Here is an 18214-nt window from a genome sequence, read left to right on the forward strand (position 1 = left end):
GGCCGTGACGTCGCCTCGGCCGGGCCGCCATCCGGGGGTGGGCGGCGCCGACGGACGGCCCCGGACGCGTCGGCTTCGTGTCTCGTGGGGCCTGCCCGGGTGCGGGGCTCCACGGCCTGTGCGCCCGGCCGCGTTCCGGCCGTCGCCGGCTCCATGGCCTCTGTACCCCCGGAGCTCCCCGGGTCCGGGCCCCGGTTCCGCGCGCCGCCGGGCCTCGTCGGGTCCGGGCCTCACCGGCCAAGGGCCCACGGGCTGTGGCGCCACGCCGGGCCCGCGGGGCCCGGCCCACCGCCTCCCGGCCCGCCCGGGGCGGGCGGGAGCCCGCCAGGGCGGGGCGGAACACCGGTGGGCGGGCACGCCGCCCCGGCGCGCCCGCCCACCGCATCACTTCTCGCCCTTGCCCTCGCTTCCCAGCTCCTCCGTCTCGGCGGCGCGCTCACCCTCCGCCTGCGACGGGGTCGTACGGGCCACGTCCGGGTGCTGGTCGTTGCCCGGTTCCGGCTCCCGCTCGCCTTCCGCCTGGGAAGGCGTCGAGTAGCTGTACGGATCACTCATGGCTACGCCTCCGGGGAATCGTTCCGCGCCCGCGCTGCCGGGGCGGGGTCCGACGGGTACCCGGGAGCCGCCGGTGCTACCGCGTCCGGCAGCCTGAGGAACAGGGTCATGACGGCGCTCGCCAGATACAGCGCCGCGAAGATCCACATCACGCCCTCGACGCCGAGCGGCCCGAGGAACAGCCCCACCAGCGCCGGCCCCAGGAAGGTGCTGGCCCCGGCGCCGAGGTTCAGCGCCGACATCGCCTGTCCCTTGTGCGCCGGGTCCAGGGACGGCATCAGGGCGGACAGCGGCACGTACCCGGCCAGGGTCGCGCCGAACAGGCTCACCAGCACCATGGCCAGGGCGTAGTGGTCGCCCGCCGACACCGTCCCGTAGTACAGCAGCAGCGTCGTCACCGCGCAGCCGACACCGCCGCACCAGGCCACGGTGCGCTGCCAGCCGATGCGGTCCCCGACCACCCCGAAGATCAGGTTGAAGAAGATGTTGGTGGCGAACATCGCCGACAGCAGCTGGAGCCACTCGCTGAGCGTGAAGCCCAGGGTGTCGGTGAAGAACACCGGCAGGAAGACCAGGAAGCCGAACTGCGGCGCCGTGTTGATCGCGCGCACCACCGCCCCCGTGCCGATGCGCGGATTGCGCCAGATGATGGCGAGCGAACCGAGCAGGGTGGCGACCGGGCGCTCCCCGGCGGGCGCGAGGCGGCTCCGGCCGGTGGGTTCCCGGACGAGCAGCAGCGCGATCAGACCGCCGGCCAGAACCAGGCCGAGCGAGAACCACAGCGTGCTGTACGCGCCGATCCACGGCACCGCGAAACTGGCCACGAGCGATCCCAGCGTGGGCAGCCCGCCGGTGAAGGCGAACCAGAACCAGCCCACCGCCGAGCCGAGTCTCCGCTTCGGCGTCACCGCCGTCACCCACACCAGGAAGCCGTAGGCGAAGAGCGGGTAGCCGAAGCCGCGGAGCCCGTAGCTGACCAGCAGCAGCGTGAAGTCGGCGGCGGGAACCGCGAAGACCAGGAACACCACCTGGAACGCCGCCCAGATGCCGAGGCCGAGCATCATCACCCGCCGCGGCCCCCACAGGTCCGACAGCGCGCCGGAGAACCACGCGGCGATGCTCGCGGTCGCACCGTAGACGCTGAACAGCAGGGCGACCCGCTCCTTGGACATCCCCTCGTCCAGGAGGTACGGCGACAGGTATCCGGATTCGACACCGTCACCGATCATGAAAATGAGAACGCCGAGGAATCCCCACGCGAGCGATGCGGGAATGCCGATCCTGTCCAGCCAATGCCCTGGGGGCTTCTCCTCGGCCGAGGACGAGGGATTCATGACGACGGCCACGCGAACCACCTTTTTCGAAATACCGGCGGGAGTGGGGGGTGCCTGAGGCGTCACGATGAAACGGCCGTGCGGCAAGGGGGTCAATGAGCGCGCGGAATACCTCGCCGCCGTCGGCGGCCCCGGCGTGACATCGATCAGCGCGCCCTCGGCGGGATGCCGTCCACGGACGCGTCTGCGCAGCTCAGCGCGGTGCCGAGAGGAGGGAGCCGGGTCGCAGACGGTGTGACATCCGTGTGATGTTCACGTGACGTCCTGGGGTGCCCCGGAAGGTCCCAGGACGTCCGCGCCCGTCAGGCGGAGGTGTCGACCGTCCGCACGTCGACGCCTATGTCCCGCAGCCGCCGCACCTCGCCCGCGGGTGCCGCCTCGTCCACGAGCACCAGGTCGAAGTCGGCCAGCGGCGCCAGCGCGTACAGCCCCTGATTGGCGAACTTGGTGTGGTCGACGAGCAGCACCCGGCGCCCGGCCGACGCCATCATCGCCCGCTTGACCTGCACGGTCTCCGGCGACATGTGGTAGCAGCGCCCGCCGGTCACGGCCGTGGTCGACATGAACAGCACATCGGCCCGGAAGGACTCCACCGTCTGTGCCGTGTGCAGCCCCATGAAGGCGTCGTACGCCGGGAAGTACGTCCCGCCCAGCGCGATCAGCGACACACCCGGCTCCCGCGCGAGCGCCGAGATGGCCGGCAGCGAGTTGGTGATCACCGTCAGCGGGGTGCGGTCGGCCATCTGCTGCGCCAGGCTCAGGCAGGTAGTCGAGTCGTCCAGCATCACGATCTGCCCGGGCGCCAGCAGTTCGGCGGCCGCCCGCGCCAGCCGGTGCTTGGTCCGCGCCATCGTCGTCATGCGCTCGCTGACACTGCCGTGGAACTGCGTCGACGGCAGACAGCTCGCCCCGCCCCGCACCTTGCGCAGCCAGCCCTGCGACTGCAGCGCGTCCAGATCGCGGTGCACGGTCATCACACTCACGCCGAACTCCTCCGCCAGGTCCGCGGTGCGGACGAACCCCTTGGCGGTCACCAGATCGCGCAGCCGGCGCCGGCGCTCCTCCTGGGCGTCCATACGGGTCATGGCGGCCGGCTCCTTTCCGGTTCACTCCACCGTGCGGGGTGGACAGGCGCGCGACACGGGCGGGAACGTGTGGGACGAAGACGTGCGAACCTCACGTGAAGTTAACACGACGGGGGCGCGCCGCCGCCCGGTCCCCCGGTACCCGGCCGCCCACCTCACACCACGGTCACGTCCGGTCACGGGATAATTCCGCGACCGATTGACGCCCCGTCCGGCTCCACGTTTCCCTGGCGTCCGCAAGTGCGAAGGGGCAGGTATTCCACTCATGTCGGTTCTCACCATCGACGTCGGTACGTCGGTCATCAAAGCGGTCGTGTTCGACGACCAGGGACAGGAAATCGCGCTTTCCCGCATCGGCACCGAAGTGCTGCGGCCCCGCCCCGGCTGGGCCGAGCAGGACATGGACGCGGTGTGGAACGGGGTGGTCACCACCGTGCGCGGCGCCCTGTCCCGGCTCGGCCCCGGCCACGACCCCGTGCGGCTGGTCTCGTTCACGGCCCAGGGAGACGGCTGCTGGCTGGTCGACGGCGACGGACGCCCCACCGGCCCCGCCGTCCTGTGGTCCGACGGACGGGCCGGTGACCTCCTCACCCGCTGGGCCGCCGACGGCGTCCTGGACGAGGCCTACCGCCGCAACGGCTCCCTCACCTGCAGCGGCATGCCCAACGCGGTCATCAGCTGGCTCGCCGCGCACGACCCCGGCCGCCTGGAGCGCTCGGACACAGCCCTGACAGCGGCAGGCTGGCTGTTCCTCAGACTCACCGGCGTCACCGCGATCGACGAGTCCGACGCGTCCGCCCCGTTCCTGGACCACTCCACCGGGGCGTACGACCCGGCGATCCTGGAGCTGTTCGGGTTCGGCCCGTACGAACGGCTCCTGCCCCGCGTGCTCGGCGAGCACGAGCGCATCGCCGAGCTCACCCACCGCACCGCCGGCGAACTCGGCCTGCCCGCCGGCCTGCCCGTCGTCGTGGCCCCCTACGACATCGCCGCCACCGCCCGCGGCGCCGGCGTCGTCGACCCCGGCCAGGCGTGCGCCATCCTCGGCACCACCCTGTGCACGGAGATCGTCACCCCGACGGTGGACACCACGGGCGAACCGTGCGGCATCAACATCGCCTACGGCGGCCGCGGACGCATCCTGCGCGCCTTCCCCACCCTCTCCGGCACCGAGGTCCTCGACTGGGCCTCCCGCACCCTCGCCGTCGACGGACCCGCAGCCCTCGGCGCACTCGCCTTCGGCACCGAACCGGGCGCCGGCGGCCTGGCGTTCCTGCCGTACCTCTCACCCGCCGGGGAGCGCGCCCCGTTCCTCGACCCGCGCGCCCGCGGCACCTTCTGGGGCCTGTCCCTCGACCACACGCCCGCGCACCTCGCCCGGGCGGTCTTCGAAGGGCTGTCCCTCGTCGTCCGCGACTGCCTTCGTGCGTCCGGGACGGAGGTGCACGAACTGCGCCTGTGCGGGGGCGGATCGGCCAGCGACGCCTGGTGCCGGCTCATCGCCGACGCCACCGGTGTGCCCACGGCCCGCAGCGCCGACACCGAACTCGGCGCCAAGGGCGCGTTCCTCACCGGGCTGGTGCTCAGCGGAGCCGAGAGCAGCATGCGGGACGCGGCCGCGAAATACGTCCGGATGCGCTCGGGCTGGGAGCCGGACCCCGGGCGCGCCGCGCTCTACGACGAGCTCCACGAGGCGTTCCTGACCTGGCGCGGTGCCGCCCGCGCCGCCGGCTGGAAGCCCGCCCTCACCCCCGTACCCGACGCCGTACGGGAGGCACCGCATGCCTGACGCACTGTCCGCCGACGCCGTCCACGTCGGCCTCGACCTCGGTACCCAGAGCGCCCGCGCCGTCGCCGTCGACGGCACCGGCCGGCTGCTCGCCGCCGCGTCCCGCCCACTGGCCGGCCGGCGCGACGGGCCGCGCCACGAGCAGGACCCCGGACAGTGGTGGACGGCCCTCGCCGGCGCCTGCCGGGAGGCCCTCACCGGCATCGACCCGGACCGCGTCCGGGGCGTGGCCGTCGACGCCACTTCCGGCACCGTCGTCCTCGCCGACCGGCACGGCACGCCACTGACCCCGGGCCTGATGTACGACGACGGGCGCGCCCGCGCGTACACCGCCCGCGTCAACACGACGGGCGCGACGGTCTGGCAGGAGCTCGGCTACCGCACCATGCAGCCGTCCTGGGCGCTGCCCAAACTCCTGTGGCTGCTCGACAACACCGACTTCCCCGACGCCCGGCTCCTGCACCAGGCCGACCTCATCACCTGGCGGCTGGCCGGACACCAGGTGGCGGCCGACGCCAGCCACGCCCTCAAGACCGGCTACCACCTCGTGGACGAACGCTGGCCCGACGACGAGCTCGCCGCACTCGGCGTCCCGGCCGGGCTGCTGCCCGACGTCGTACGGCCCGGCACCGTCATCGGCACGGTCTGCGCCGCCGCCGCGGCCGCCACCTCCCTGCCCGCCGGGACGCCCGTCGTCGCCGGCATGACCGACGGCTGCGCGGCACAGATCGGCGCCGGGGCCCTCACGCCCGGCGCCTGGAACTCCGTCCTCGGCACCACCCTGGTGTTCAAGGGCGCCAGCCGCCGTCTCGTCCGCGACCCCGGGGGAGTGGTCTACTGCCACCGCGGTCCCGGCGGGACCTGGCTGCCCGGCGGCGCCTCCAGCAGTGGCGCCGGAATCCTCACCCGCCGCTTCCCCGGTGCCGACCTGGAGGCCCTCACCGCACGGGCCGCCGCCACCGGAGCCACCGCGGTCGCCTACCCGCTCACCGGGGCGGGCGGCGAACGTTTCCCGTTCCGCGCCCCCGACGCGACCCCCTTCGTCCTCGGCGACGTCTCCGGCGACGCGGAGGAGTTCCACGCCTGCCTGCTCGGCGTCGCCTGCGTCGAACGGCTCTGCTTCGACTACCTCGACCACATCGGCGCCCCCGTCGACGGTCCGCTCACCCTGACCGGCGGCGGCGCCCGCAACCGCTACTGGTCGCAGCTGCGCGCCGACGTCCTGGGCCGTACGGTCGCACTCCCCGAACACGCCGAGAGCGCCACCGGCATGGCGGTACTGGCCGCGACCGCCTCGGGCGCCACGCTGGAACGGGCGGCGGCCGCCATGGTGCGGGTCCGCGAGGAACTGCACCCGGATCCGTCCGCCACGGCCCGGCTCACCCCCGCCTACCTGGACTTCGCCGACGAACTGACCCGACGCGGCTGGCTCGACCCGGCCGTCGCGGCGCACGCCCGCAGAAAGGCCGAGCAGTGACCGAATTCGTCCTCGTCCGCCACGGCGAGACCGCCTGGCACGCGGAGAACCGTTACGCGGGCCGCACCGACGTACCGCTCACCGAGCTCGGCCACCAGCAGGCCGCCGCGCTCGGCGCCTGGGCCGCCGGACAGCGGCTCGACGCCGTGCTCTGCTCCCCGCTGTCCCGCGCCCGGCTCACCGCCGGACCCGCCGCCACCGCGCTCGGCCTCACCCCGCGCGTCGACGAGCGGCTGTACGAGGTCGACTTCGGACGCGGAGACGGGCTGACCCGCGCGGAGATGGCCGAGGAGTTCCCCGACGACCTGGCCGCCTTCCTCACCGACCCGGTCGCCCACCACCTGCCCGGCGGCGAGGACCCCGCGGCGGCGGCGGCCCGGGCGATCGCCTGCCTGGAGGAGGTCGCCCGGGAGCTGCCCGACGGCCGCGTCCTCGTCGTCGCCCACTCCACCCTCGTCCGCCTCGTGCTCTGCGCGCTCCTCGGCATCCCCCTCGCCCGCTACCGCCAGGTCTTCCCCGCCCTGGAGAACGGCGCCCTGACCGAACTGCGGCTGCTGCCCGGCGGACGGGCGTCGCTGCTGCGGCTCAACGCCCCCGCCACCACCGACCGACTGGAGCACCACCCGTGACCACCACCACCGTCGTCGCCGCCGGCGACCACTTCGTCCTGCCGGGTCTGTTCACCCGTGAGCTGCGGGCCGCCGCACCCGGCGGGGCCGACCTGGACATCCGCGAGATCCAGCTGCCCTGGCCGCACACGCCGTTCGGCAGGGTCGCCGAGGTCGACGAGGCGTCCGGCACCGAGGAGGAGATGATCGAGGCCCTGTGCGGCGCGCGGGTCTGCGTCACCCAGCTGGCGCCGCTCACCGAGCGGATCCTGGCGGCCTGCCCCGGCCTGGAGCTGTTCTGCGTCAGCCGCGGCGGCCCGGTCAACGCCGACCTGGAGGCCGCCACGCGCCACGGCGTGGCGGTCTGCTACGCGCCCGGCCGCAACGCCGTCGCCACCGCCGAGCACACCCTCGCCCTGATCCTCGCCGCCGCCCGCGGGATCGGCGACGTCCACACCGACCTGAAGCACGGCGTCTGGCGGGGCGATTACTACGACTACCGCAGCTGCGGCATCGAGATCGAGAACTCGGTGGTCGGACTGGTGGGCTTCGGCGCGATCGGCTCACGCGTGGCCCGTGTCCTGGCGGCCATGGGAGCCACGGTCCTCGTGCACGACCCGTACGTGAAGCCCGAGGTGGTGGAGGGCATCGCGCAGCTGGTGCCCCTGGGCGAGCTGCTGCGCCGCTCCCGGATCGTCTCGCTGCACGCGCGCGTCACGGACGAGACCCGCGGCATGATCGGAGCCGCCGAGATCGCGGCCATGCCGCCCGGCTCGGTCCTCGTCAACTGCGCCCGCGGCGCGCTGCTCGACTACGACGCCGTCTGCGACGCCCTGGACTCGGGGCAGCTCGCGGGCGCCGGCTTCGACGTGTTCCCCGTCGAACCGGTCCCGGCGGGCGCCCGGCTGCTGTCGACCCCGGGCGTCGTCCTCACCCCGCACATCGCGGGCGGCAGCCAGGAGGTCGCCCACAAGGCGGCCCGCATCGTGGCGGGCGAGGTCGGCCGCTTCCTGCGCGGCGAACCCCTCGCCCACTGCGCCAACCCCGACGTCCTGCGCCGCTGACCGCCCGCGCGGCCACCCGGTCCCGGGGCGGCGGGTCCGTCGACGGCGAGGGATGCGGGAGGCCGAGTCGAGGTCCCGGGGCCCGGTTCGGCTCCGGGACGCCTGGTACGTGCGTGCGTCGACGGCCGGTTCCTCCCACGCCCGGCGGTGTGGGAGGTGCCCGCGCGGCTCTGCCTCTCGACGCCCCCGCGTTCGCGTCACTCGCGGGCCCGGGCGTGCGGCCCGCCCCCGGGGGGCGGCTCGGAGAGGTAGCGCTGCCCGGCGGCCTTCACCCGGTCGGGCGCCGCCTTGGTGGCCGCGCCCAGCGCCTTCGTCCAGAGGGATCCGGGGACGATCCTGCCCCGGCCGCGCAGCAGCGCCTCCACGGCGTCCCGTGCCACGCGGGCCGGGTCGTCCTTGTGCGGGAGGCGGCCGAGGCGGGTGTGGTCCATGCCGGCGCGGTGGAAGAAGGCCGTGTCCGTGGCCCCGGGCATCAGCGCCGTCACCGTCACGCCGGTGTCCTTCAGCTCCTCCCGCAGCGCCTGCGCGAAGGATTGCAGGAACGACTTGGACGCGTTGTAGACCGACTGGAACGGCCCCGGCGCCATCGAGGCCACCGACGAGGTGATCAGCAGCCGGCCCTCGTCCGCGTCCACCATGTCCCGCAGGAGCCGGTGCGCGAGGTGCACCGTCGAGCTGATGTTGAGGTCGATGACCCTGGCGTGGTCGGCGAGGGCGGTGTCGATGAACGTCCCGCCCGCGCCCACCCCCGCGTTCAGCGCCGCGGCGGCCACCGGGCGGCGCGTCGCCAGCACCGAGGCGTACAACTGCTCGACCCCGTCGTACAGCGCGAGGTCGGCGCGCACGGCCACGACGTCGGCGCCCCGCCCGCGCAGTTCGCCGGCCACGGCCGCCAGCCCCGCGTCCTCGGCACAGACCACCAGGTCGTACCCGTGGCCCGCGAACTCCATGGCCAGGGCACGGCCTATGCCGCTGGAGGCCCCGGTCACGACGGCCAGGGGCTTCACGGTCCCCATGCCCGGCGGGGTACCCCGCCCGCCGTGGGGCAGGCCCGTTTCGCCGGTTTGATCATGGGGTATCCGGGAGCGGCCACTACGCCCCCGGAGGTGACCGATGAGCGAGCTCGGACAATCGACGAACGGGACCGTCACCACACAGGTCCCTGCCAGATTGGACCGGCTGCCATGGTCGCGGTGGCACTGGATGATCGTGATCGGACTGGGCACCGTCTGGATCCTCGACGGCCTGGAAGTGACGATCGTGGGCAACATGGCCAGCCGCCTCTCCGAGGAGGGCAGCGGGCTGGCCATCAGCAGTGCCCAGGTCACCGGTGTCGCCGCCGCCCTGTACGTCGCCGGAGCGTGCTCCGGCGCCCTGTTCTTCGGCTGGCTCACCGACCGCTTCGGCCGCAAGAAGCTCTTCCTGATCACCCTGGCCGTGTACCTGGCCGCGACGGCGCTGACCGCCCTGTCGTTCTCGTCCTGGTGGTTCTTCCTCTTCCGCTTCCTCACCGGTTTCGGCATCGGCGGCGAGTACGCGGCCATCAACTCCGCCATCGACGAGCTCATCCCCAGCAAGTACCGCGGCCGCGTCGACCTCATCATCAACGGCAGCTTCTGGCTCGGCGCCATGGGCGGCGCGCTGCTCTCCGTCGTCCTGCTGGACACCGACGTCCTGCCCAAGGACCTGGGCTGGCGGGTCTCCTTCGGCCTCGGGGTGGTCCTCGGTCTGGTCATCCTGCTGGTGCGCCGGCACGTCCCCGAGTCGCCCCGCTGGATGTTCATCCACGGCCGCGGTGAGGGCGCCGAGCGACTCGTCTCGGAGGTCGAGCGCGGCATCGAACGGGAGACGGGCAAGCCACTGCCCGAGCCCGCCGGGTCCATCACCATCAAGCAGCGGCACAGCGTCGGCTTCGGCCGGATCGCGAGCACGCTCGTGCGCGCCTATCCGCGGCGGGCGGTGCTCGGCCTCGCGCTCTTCATCGGACAGGCGTTCCTCTACAACGCCATCACCTTCGGCTTCGGCGCGATCCTGGTGACCTTCTACGACGTGCCCAGCAGTTCCACGGGCTACTTCTTCGCGGTCATCGCGGCCGGGAACTTCCTCGGCCCGCTGCTGCTCGGCCACCTCTTCGACACCTGGGGGCGCCGTCCGATGATCGCCGGGACGTACCTGCTGTCCGGGATCCTGCTGTTCGGCACGGCCTGGCTCTTCGGCGAGGGCCTGCTGACGGCCACGACCCTGACGGCCTGCTGGTGCGTGGTCCTCTTCTTCGCCTCGGCGGGCGCGAGCTCGGCCTACCTCACCGTGAGCGAGATCTTCCCGATGGAGACCCGCGCGATGGCGATCGCCTTCTTCTACGCCGTCGGCACGGCCGCCGGCGGCATCTCCGGCCCCCTGATCTTCGCGGGGCTCACGGAGAGCGGGGTCGTCTCCGACACGGTCATCGCCTTCTGCACCGGCGCCACCGTGATGGTCCTGGGCGGCCTGGTGGCGCTCTTCCTGGCCGTTCCGGCGGAGCGCAAATCCCTGGAGGACATCGCGACCCCGCTCTCGGCGCAGGCGGCCGAGGAGGCCTCCGCGATCCCGTCCCCCCACGGCGTCCCGGACGACTCCGCGACGGCGCTTCCCCGGCCTCGCCCGGGACACGGTGTCACGCCCGCGGGCACGCCGCGTGAACGACGCGACCCCGATTGGCGTTCGTACGGATAAGTGGTTTATCGTTCACCCAGTCGGTTGTGAAGAAGCGTTCACAACCCCCGTGACTGCCCCGGCTGGTTCCCCCGTCCAGCCGGGGCTTTCCCTTTGCCTGCTTCAGCTCGCTCGGTCCGGGCACCCGTCCGTGGAACGACCCCGAGCCGAGGGACGGTACGACGATGACCGAGTACGAACGCTCCCGCACCATGCCCGCGCTGCCCGAGCACGTCTTCGACCAGGCGGCCAACATCGACCAGCTGGACTCCTGGCTCCCCGAGGAACTCCATGTGCACGCGGCGGGCGAGCTCCCCGCCGTCACCGTCCACGAGGACCGCACCGACGAGGACACCGCCGCGCTGCTGCGCGCCGAGCGGGACCAGATGCGCCTCGAGTGGGGCACCCGGGAACAGGGCAGCTACACCGGCTGGCTCCAGGTGGCGGGCATCGGCACCGGCACGTCCGAGGTGACCGTGCACCTCTCCTTCTTCGACGAGAGCCACGACCCCGGCGGAGAGACCGTCTCCGACGCGCTCGACCGCAGCCTCCAACGCCTCGAGGAGCAGGTCCGGCTGCGCGTGGACAACGCCGCGGGCTGAGCCGGGAGGCGCCGCGATGTCCCCTCGTCCCCGCCACTACGCGGTCGCCGCCTCGGGCCGGTGGACCGACGAGGAGGAAGGCCGGCGGCGACTGCCGGCCGGTGAGGTCCACGCCTGGGAGCCCGGCATGAACCAGACCGTCTGCGGTCTCTCCCTCAGCCGCTCCCAGCTCGACCGCTTCCCGCACGTCACCTGGTCCGACACCTTCCCCGAGTCCGGCGGGGCCGCCGACCGCGTCCAGCGCCAGTGCCCACGCTGCGCCTCGGTCGCCGGCCGCCGCGGAGGAGACGCGCGCCCGCGCTGGCAGCGCACCCGCCCCCGGCCGTGAGCCGCTCCCGGCCGTGAGCCGCTCCCGTTTTCCGGCCGGGGGCGCGGGCACCCGGGAGCCATGGACCACTCGAAGGCGCCCGTACTGGAAGCACTCACGGCGTACCACGCCCAGAACCAGACCCCGTTCACGCCCCCCGGTCACAAGCAGGGGCGCGGGACCGACCCCCGCGTCCTCCACGCGCTCGGGGACGCCGTCTTCCGCTCGGACGTCCTGGCCACCAGCGGCCTGGACGACCGCATGTCGTCGAAGGGCATCCTGGAGGAGGCCCAGGAGCTCATGGCCGACGCCGTCGGCGCCGAGCACACCTTCTTCTCCACCTGCGGCAGCTCCCTGTCAGTCAAGGCGGCCATGCTGTCGGTGGCGGGCCCCCACCAGAAGCTCCTGGTGGGCCGGGACGCGCACAAGTCCGTCGTCTCCGGCCTCGTCCTGGCCGGGATCGTGCCGATCTGGGTGGACCCCCAGTGGGACGCCGAACGGCACCTGGCCCACCCGCCGTCCGCCGACGCCTTCCGCGCCGCCTTCGCCGAGCACCCCGACGCACGGGGCGCCCTGGTGACCACCCCGACGCCGTACGGCACCTGTTCCGACCTGCCCGGCATCGCCCGTGTGTGCCACGACCACGGCGTCCCCCTCATCGTCGACGAGGCGTGGGGCGCGCACCTGCCGTTCCACCCGGACCTGCCGACCTGGGCGATGGACGCCGGCGCGGACGTGTGCGTCACCTCCGTCCACAAGATGGGCTCCGGGCTCGAACAGGGCTCCGTCTTCCACCTCCAGGGCGATCTGATCAAGCCCGAGGTCCTGAAGAACCGTGAGGACCTGCTCGGCACGACCAGCCCCTCCGTCCTCATCTACGCCGCCCTCGACGGCTGGCGCCGCCAGATGGTCGAGCACGGCCACGCCCTGTACGACGACGCCCTCGCCCTCGCCAAGTCGGTACGGACGCAGATCGACGGGATCGACGGCATGCGCGTCCACGGCCGTGACGACTTCTGCGGTCCGGGCCGCGCCTCCGACCTCGACCCCCTCCAGGTCATCATCGACATCACCGGCCTGGGCACGACCGGCTACCGCATCGCGGACTGGCTGCGCGAACACCACGCGATCAACCTGCACCTGTCCGACCACCGCCGCAGCAGCGCCCAGCTCACCCACGCGGACGACGAGACGACCGCCGAGACGCTGGTCACCGCCCTCCGCGACGTGGCGGCCCACGCCGGCGAACTCCGTCCCGCACCCCGGGTCGAGGTTCCCGACCCGGCCGAGCTGCGACTGGAACAGGTGATCCTGCCGCGTGACGCCTTCTTCGGCCGGACGGAGCAGGTGCCGTGGGAGAAGGCCGTCGGCCGCGTCACCGCCGAGATGCTCACCCCGTACCCGCCGGGCATCCCGGCCGCTCTCCCGGGCGAACGCCTCACCTCCGAGGTGCTGCACTACCTGCGCAGCGGCGTCGAGGCCGGGATGGTCGTCCCCGACGCGGCGGACACGGAGGTCAAGAGCGTACGGGTGGCCATCGAGGACTGAAGGCCCCGACAGGACGCGACCAGGCCGGGCCCGGACGCCGCCCGCAGGCCTCCGGACCCTGGGCGGCGTCCGGGCCCCGCCGGCTCTCGGCCCCGGCCCCGGAACACAGGGCGGGCCCGGCGAGAGGGTGCCCGCTTCCCGCCGGCTCCCCGAGGACGCCAGCCCGCGCGTCCTCACCGACCGGCCGCCGCCCTCTCCCGCAGGCACGCCCAGGCCCGCGCGCTCACCTCCGGGCGCAGCAGCACCTCCGCCGCCGTGCAGGCGAGCGCTTCGGCCGCCGCGAGCAGGACGCGGCGCCCGCGGGGCGACGCGGCCGCCGCGGCGAACAGAGGAGTGTGGTCGGAACCGTCGGCCGCGTCCATGATGGCGATGAACGGGTGGATGGCCGGCACGCGCGTGCTCACGTTCCCGATGTCGGACGATCCCAGGTACACGCCGGCTTCCGGCTCCGTCAGTTCGATCCCGGCTCGCGCCAGGTGCCCGGCGAACCGGCCGGACAGCACCGGGTTGTCGCGGAAGTGCTCGTACCGCCCGCCCACCCGCTCCACCGTCACCTTGGTGCCGGTGGCCGCGGCCACCCCCTCGGCGCACCGCTCCAGCTCGCCCGCGAGGTCCTCCAGAGCGGCCGTGGTCGCGCCGCGGAGCCCGAACAGCCCCTCGGCGTACTCGGGCACGATGTTGGTGGCCCGGCCGCCGTCGGTGATGATGCCCTGGACGTGGGACCCGGACGGGAGCCTGCGGTGCAGCACCCCCAGGGTGTTGAACAGCTGGATCAGCGCGCCGAGCGCGTCGATGCCCTCCGTCGGATCGCCCGTCGGGTGGGCGGCGCGCCCGTGGAACCCCACCCGCACCTGTGCGCTCCCCGTCAGCGGCGCCCACGACCAGCTGTGGACGCCGGGATGCACCATCAGGGCCGCGTCGACGTCGTCGAACACCCCGGCCTCCACCAGCGTGACCTTGCCGCCGCCCCGCTCCTCCGCGGGCGTGCCGACGGCCAGCAGGGAACCGCGCGGGCCGCCGAGAGCCGCCTTCAGGGCGAGGGCCGCTCCCAGGCCGGCCGCGGCGATCAGGTTGTGGCCGCAGGCGTGCCCGAGCCCCGGCAGCGCGTCGTACTCCATCAGCAGCGCCACCCGGGGCCCCTCGCCGGTGCCGGCGGCCGCGGTGAACGCGGTGGGCAGGCCGGCCGTCCCGCGTTCGACCCGGAAGCCCTCCCGTGCCAGCTCCGACGTGAGCAGTCCGGCCGCCCGGTGCTCCTCGTACGCCGGCTCGGGGTCGCGGTGGAGGGCCAGGGCGGTGTCCCACAGGCGGTCGGCGCGGGCCGCGACCTCCTGGCGGATCCGGTCGTACACCGCCTCCAGGCCGCCGTCCACGGGACCGGCGCCGGCGGACACCGGGACGGTGCGGCCCTGGTCGTCGCGGTCGGGGCCGGGTACGGGGCCAGGGCCGGCTACGGCACGGTCGGGGCCGGGTACGGGGCGCTCGGGGTGATCGGGAACGGGGTCGAGGTGGTCGGGCACGGAAGACCTCCCTGGGGGTGTGCCGGTCGTTTCCGTCCGTGTTCCACGGCAGCCGCCCCCGATGCTCCGTCCCCGGCAGGTGTCAGAACGCGTACCGCACGCGCAGCCACGGCGCGTGCGCGGCGATCAGACCCGTGAGCCGCTCGACGGCGTCCCGCTTGACGTCGTCGCGGTAGCGGACGTTGCGGGCGCCGTTCTGCGAGCGCTTGGCCTGCTGCAGACCGGGCTGCCACAGGACCTCCTCGGCCCGCGGGTGCCAGCTCCGGTTCACCTCGTGGAGCTCACGGTTGTGCGTGAGCATGATCACCTCGGCTGCCGCCCCGTCCTTGACGGCACGCGGCAGCACGTCGTCCATGTGCCGCAGCAGCTTGGCCCAGTCCGCCTCCCAGCCGGGCCGTACGACCACGGGGGAGAGGTTGAAGTGCACTTCGTACCCTGCCGCGACGAAGTCCCCCGCAGCCGCGATCCGGTCCGCCACCGGGCTCGTGCGGATGTCCAGGAGCCGTGAATCGGCGGACGGCATCACGGAGAAGCGGATGCGGGTGGCCCCGCGGGGGTCGAGGTCCAGCAGCCCGCGGTTCACGTACTTGGTGGCGAAGGAGGCCTTGGCGGTGGGCCACCGCCGGAACGCGTCCACGAGCACGGCGGTGCTGTCCGAGACCAGGGCGTCCACGGAGCAGTCGCCGTTCTCGCCGATGTCGTACACCCAGCGGTCCGGATCGCACTGGTTCGGCTCCGGTTTGGGGCCGAGCCCACCGATGTGGCGGTCCAGGGCCCGGACGATGTCCTCGACATTGGTGAACAGCGTGATGGGGTTGGCGTAGCCCTTGCGCCGCGGCACGTAGCAGTACGCGCAGGCCATGGCGCAGCCGTTGGAGGCGCCGGGGGCGATCCAGTCGGCGGAGCGGCCGTTGGGGCGGACGTCGAACGACTTGCGCACGCCGAGGACGAGCGTGCCGCGCTTGACCCGCACCCAGCGGTCCGCGTTGCCCTGGTTGCCGTGGAGGTGGGGGATGTTCCAGTGGGAGCCGGCCTCGACGAGCCGCGCGCCGGGGAACCGGCCGATGATGCGCCGGCCCCGGGGCGACAGTGCGGCCGCCGGCTCGGCATGGATCTCGGTCACGTCGAGCAGCCCGGCGGTGCCGGCCGGCTCGGCTGCCGCCGCTGGTGCCGTCGGAGTGTCCGCGGGCGCCGCGGGCCCGTCGTCCTCGCCCTGGCCGGCGCCCAGCATCTCCGCGAGACCGAACAGGGCGTCGGTCTCCTCGGGCGGGGTGGGCGGGTGGTGCATCGGTTCTCCGGGCGGTGGCGGCGGTACTCCCGCCAGCTTGCCACTTCCGGCGCTCCGGTGACGCGGCCCCGGCCCGGCCACGGGGCCGCGGTCGCGCCTCAGGCCTCCACTCCCGGCGGGCGCTCCGTGCCGTGGTGGCCCCGCAGGCGGCGGGTCAGCGCCATCAGCCGGGGGCGCCGCTCCCGCAGTTCGGCCGAGCGGCGGTCGAGCTCCTGGGTGAGGCGCTCGGTGCGCTTGTCGATGTCCAGCTCGTCGAGGATCCGGTCGATCTCGGCGAGCAGGGCCCCGTGCAGCTGCCACTGGCGCGGGTGCTCCTGCACGTCCTCCAGGAGCAGGTCCGCGACCCGGTCGCGGGTGGCCCGGCTGACGGCGAGCGCCTCGGTCAGCTGCTCCTCGGCGCGCTCGGCGTTGGCGGCGACCTGGGTGGTGATGAGCCGGGCGAAGCTCTCGATGGCGGTGGCCATCTGGCCGAACAGGTCCTTCAGGGAGGCCGCCACGTCCGGCGGGAACAGCGATTCCTCGGTGCGGAATTTGGCCAGGTCGGTCAGGGAGCGGGTCAGCACCCGCAGCACCACGGCACAGATCTCCAGGGTGTCGAGGCCGGTGCGCAGCACGATCCGCGAGAGCAGCCCTTCACGCACCCGCGGGTTGAGCATGAGGCTCTCCTCCGCCTGCCGCAGCGAGGCGTCGACCTCCACGATGTCGTGGTCCAGCCGCCGTGCCTCGTGCAGCCGCGCCGCCGCGTGCGCGAACGGGATGTGGCCCGCACCGACCTCGTCGCCCATGGTGCGGAACATGCGGCCCATCGCCCGCGCCAGCCCGTCGATGGAGGCCCCGGCGCTCTGCACCCATACGGGTGGCGCGAACAGCAGGTTGAACAGCAGCCCCACACCGGCCCCGATCAGCGTCTCCAGCACCCGGTGCCAGGCCATGGAGGCGATCTGCGACACCCCGAGGACCAGCATCGCGCTGATCGCCACCTCCGGCACGAACTCGTCCACCCGCACGAAGCGCCCGATGATCAGCGAGGTGAAGATCGTCAGGCCGAGACTCCACCAGGTCAGTCCGACCAGGGCGGAGAAGCCGATGGCGATGAGCACCCCCACGACGACCGAGTTCACCCGCCTGATGCCGGTGGTGATGGTCGAGTAGAGGGTGACCTGTACGACGAGGAGCGCCGTGAGCGGCGCGGTGAGGGGGGACGGCTGGTCGGGCAGTACCGCCAGGGCGACGACGAACGAGATCACGGCCGCCGCGGTGGAACGAATGGTCTGTGCCGCGACGGGTTCGGTCGTCCGCCGCACCAGTTTGATCACGGGAGCTGATACTTCTGGCATCCCATTCCCCTGCCCTCTCATCAGCCACTCAGCACACACCAGCCACAGGAACCCCTCTAACGCCCACGGACCGGGCCGACCACCCCGGGGAGGGTGGGGACGGCGTTTGCCGACCGCGGGACGTGGTACCGCCAAAGCCTTGACCACGTTGAGGAGGAGCGCATGAACTCTCCCGCCGACTCCGGGGCCCACCGGCCCACCCCCGTCGCCGTCGTCACCGGCTCCGACTCGGGGATCGGCCGCGCCACCGCCGTCCGGCTCGCCGCCCACGGCATGGACATCGGCATCACCTGGCACGCCGACGAGGACGGCGCCCGGCGGACCGCCGAGGAAGTACGGGCGCACGGGCGCCGCGCGGCCGTCACGCACATGGACCTGACGGAGCTGCCCGGCGCCGCCGACGCGGTCGACCGGCTCGCGGAGGAGCTCGGTCGCATCGACGTCCTGGTGAACAACGCCGGAACCGGAACGGCCACGCCCTTCCTGGACATGGAGTACGACACCGTGCGCGGCGTTCTCGACGTCGACCTGGTGGGGCCGTTCCTCTGCGGCCAGCTCGCCGCCCGCCGCATGATCCGGCAGGGCAGCGGCGGCCGGATCGTGAACGTGACGTCCGTGCACGAGCACCAGCCGCGGGTCGGCGCCGCGCCCTACTGCGCCGCCAAGGGCGGCCTCGGGCTGCTCACCCAGGTCATGGCACTGGAACTGGCCGAGCACGGCATCACCGTCAACGCCGTCGCACCCGGAGAGATCGCCACGCCGATGACCGGCCAGGAGGACGAGGACGTGACGAGCACCTCACGTCCGGGCGTGCCGCTCGGACGCCCCGGTGACGCCCGGGAGGTCGCGTCGGTCATCGCGTTCCTGGCGAGCGAGGACGCCTCGTACGTCACCGGCGCCTCGTGGGTCGTGGACGGCGGCATGCTCCGGATGGGCCCGCAGGCCGGCTCCCACCTGGAGAGCGACGCCTGGCGCCGCCCCTGAGGCCCGCGGGACGGGACCGCCGCCTGGG

The 18214-nt window shown here is 73.5% G+C and carries 16 protein-coding genes; 9 read left to right on the forward strand and 7 right to left on the reverse strand.

All coding sequences use genetic code 11. The features are described 5' to 3' along the window. Window positions 1-384 precede the first annotated feature (384 nt). From IH00_RS43485 to IH00_RS0129465, 3 genes are all read right to left on the reverse strand, one after another. Window positions 385-555, reverse strand: coding sequence for a hypothetical protein (locus IH00_RS43485; RefSeq protein WP_199819831.1), 171 nt, complete (start codon window positions 553-555; stop codon window positions 385-387). A 2-nt stretch (window positions 556-557) separates the two neighbouring features. Further along, window positions 558-1901, reverse strand: coding sequence for an MFS transporter (locus tag IH00_RS0129460; protein ID WP_234334996.1), 1344 nt, complete (start codon window positions 1899-1901; stop codon window positions 558-560). Window positions 1902-2191: 290 nt separating this feature from the next. Beyond that, window positions 2192-2974, reverse strand: coding sequence for a DeoR/GlpR family DNA-binding transcription regulator (locus tag IH00_RS0129465; RefSeq protein ID WP_107064534.1), 783 nt, complete (start codon window positions 2972-2974; stop codon window positions 2192-2194). Window positions 2975-3239: 265 nt separating this feature from the next. Here IH00_RS0129465 and IH00_RS0129470 point away from each other — a divergent pair, with 265 nt between their 5' ends. From IH00_RS0129470 to IH00_RS0129485, 4 genes are read left to right on the forward strand one after another with little or no spacing between them, the layout of a single operon-like run. Then, complete coding sequence (locus tag IH00_RS0129470) at window positions 3240-4763, forward strand: FGGY-family carbohydrate kinase (RefSeq protein WP_052411713.1); 1524 nt, start codon at window positions 3240-3242, stop codon at window positions 4761-4763. After that, entirely contained in the window at window positions 4756-6240 is a 1485-nt protein-coding gene (locus IH00_RS0129475) for an FGGY-family carbohydrate kinase (RefSeq protein WP_031078905.1), read from the forward strand. Before IH00_RS0129470 ends, IH00_RS0129475 begins: the two co-directional genes overlap by 8 nt. Next, on the forward strand, window positions 6237-6869 hold the full coding sequence (locus IH00_RS0129480) for a histidine phosphatase family protein (RefSeq protein WP_031078907.1): 633 nt from the start codon (window positions 6237-6239) through the stop codon (window positions 6867-6869). Before IH00_RS0129475 ends, IH00_RS0129480 begins: the two co-directional genes overlap by 4 nt. Continuing rightward, a complete protein-coding gene (locus IH00_RS0129485; RefSeq protein ID WP_031078910.1) occupies window positions 6866-7912 on the forward strand; it encodes a 2-hydroxyacid dehydrogenase in 1047 nt (348 codons plus the stop codon). Before IH00_RS0129480 ends, IH00_RS0129485 begins: the two co-directional genes overlap by 4 nt. 197 nt (window positions 7913-8109) lie before the next feature. Here the strand turns inward: IH00_RS0129485 and IH00_RS0129490 are convergent, their stop codons facing one another. After that, the gene (locus IH00_RS0129490) at window positions 8110-8928 is read right to left on the reverse strand and encodes an SDR family NAD(P)-dependent oxidoreductase (protein WP_031078912.1); all 819 of its coding nucleotides are present in this window, start codon (window positions 8926-8928) and stop codon (window positions 8110-8112) included. A 97-nt stretch (window positions 8929-9025) separates the two neighbouring features. Between IH00_RS0129490 and IH00_RS0129495 the strand changes: the two genes are divergently transcribed. From IH00_RS0129495 to IH00_RS0129510, 4 genes are all read left to right on the forward strand, one after another. Then, a complete protein-coding gene (locus tag IH00_RS0129495; RefSeq protein ID WP_078888023.1) occupies window positions 9026-10624 on the forward strand; it encodes an MFS transporter in 1599 nt (532 codons plus the stop codon). Between the two features lie 164 nt (window positions 10625-10788). After that, window positions 10789-11205 carry an SRPBCC family protein gene (locus IH00_RS0129500; protein ID WP_031078916.1) on the forward strand — a complete coding sequence of 139 codons (417 nt, stop codon included), beginning with the start codon at window positions 10789-10791 and terminating at the stop codon, window positions 11203-11205. A gap of 16 nt (window positions 11206-11221) precedes the next feature. Further along, window positions 11222-11533 (forward strand): hypothetical protein, encoded by a 312-nt coding sequence (locus IH00_RS0129505; protein ID WP_031078918.1) that lies wholly within the window; start codon window positions 11222-11224, stop codon window positions 11531-11533. Window positions 11534-11593: 60 nt separating this feature from the next. Then, window positions 11594-13060 (forward strand): aminotransferase class I/II-fold pyridoxal phosphate-dependent enzyme, encoded by a 1467-nt coding sequence (locus IH00_RS0129510; RefSeq protein ID WP_031078920.1) that lies wholly within the window; start codon window positions 11594-11596, stop codon window positions 13058-13060. A 173-nt stretch (window positions 13061-13233) separates the two neighbouring features. Here IH00_RS0129510 and IH00_RS0129515 read toward each other — a convergent pair whose 3' ends face one another. The 3 genes from IH00_RS0129515 to IH00_RS0129525 form a co-directional block, all read right to left on the reverse strand. Then, entirely contained in the window at window positions 13234-14430 is a 1197-nt protein-coding gene (locus IH00_RS0129515) for an amidohydrolase (RefSeq protein WP_107064536.1), read from the reverse strand. Between the two features lie 229 nt (window positions 14431-14659). Continuing rightward, the gene (locus IH00_RS0129520; RefSeq protein WP_031078923.1) at window positions 14660-15865 is read right to left on the reverse strand and encodes a spore photoproduct lyase family protein; all 1206 of its coding nucleotides are present in this window, start codon (window positions 15863-15865) and stop codon (window positions 14660-14662) included. A gap of 98 nt (window positions 15866-15963) precedes the next feature. Beyond that, complete coding sequence (locus tag IH00_RS0129525; protein WP_031078925.1) at window positions 15964-17202, reverse strand: aromatic acid exporter family protein; 1239 nt, start codon at window positions 17200-17202, stop codon at window positions 15964-15966. 162 nt (window positions 17203-17364) lie between these two features. Here IH00_RS0129525 and IH00_RS0129530 point away from each other — a divergent pair, with 162 nt between their 5' ends. Next, complete coding sequence (locus IH00_RS0129530) at window positions 17365-18186, forward strand: SDR family oxidoreductase (protein WP_052411714.1); 822 nt, start codon at window positions 17365-17367, stop codon at window positions 18184-18186. The last annotated feature ends 28 nt before the right edge of the window (window positions 18187-18214 follow it).

It is taken from the genome of Streptomyces sp. NRRL S-118 (assembly GCF_000716335.1).
Lineage (GTDB): Bacteria > Actinomycetota > Actinomycetes > Streptomycetales > Streptomycetaceae > Streptomyces.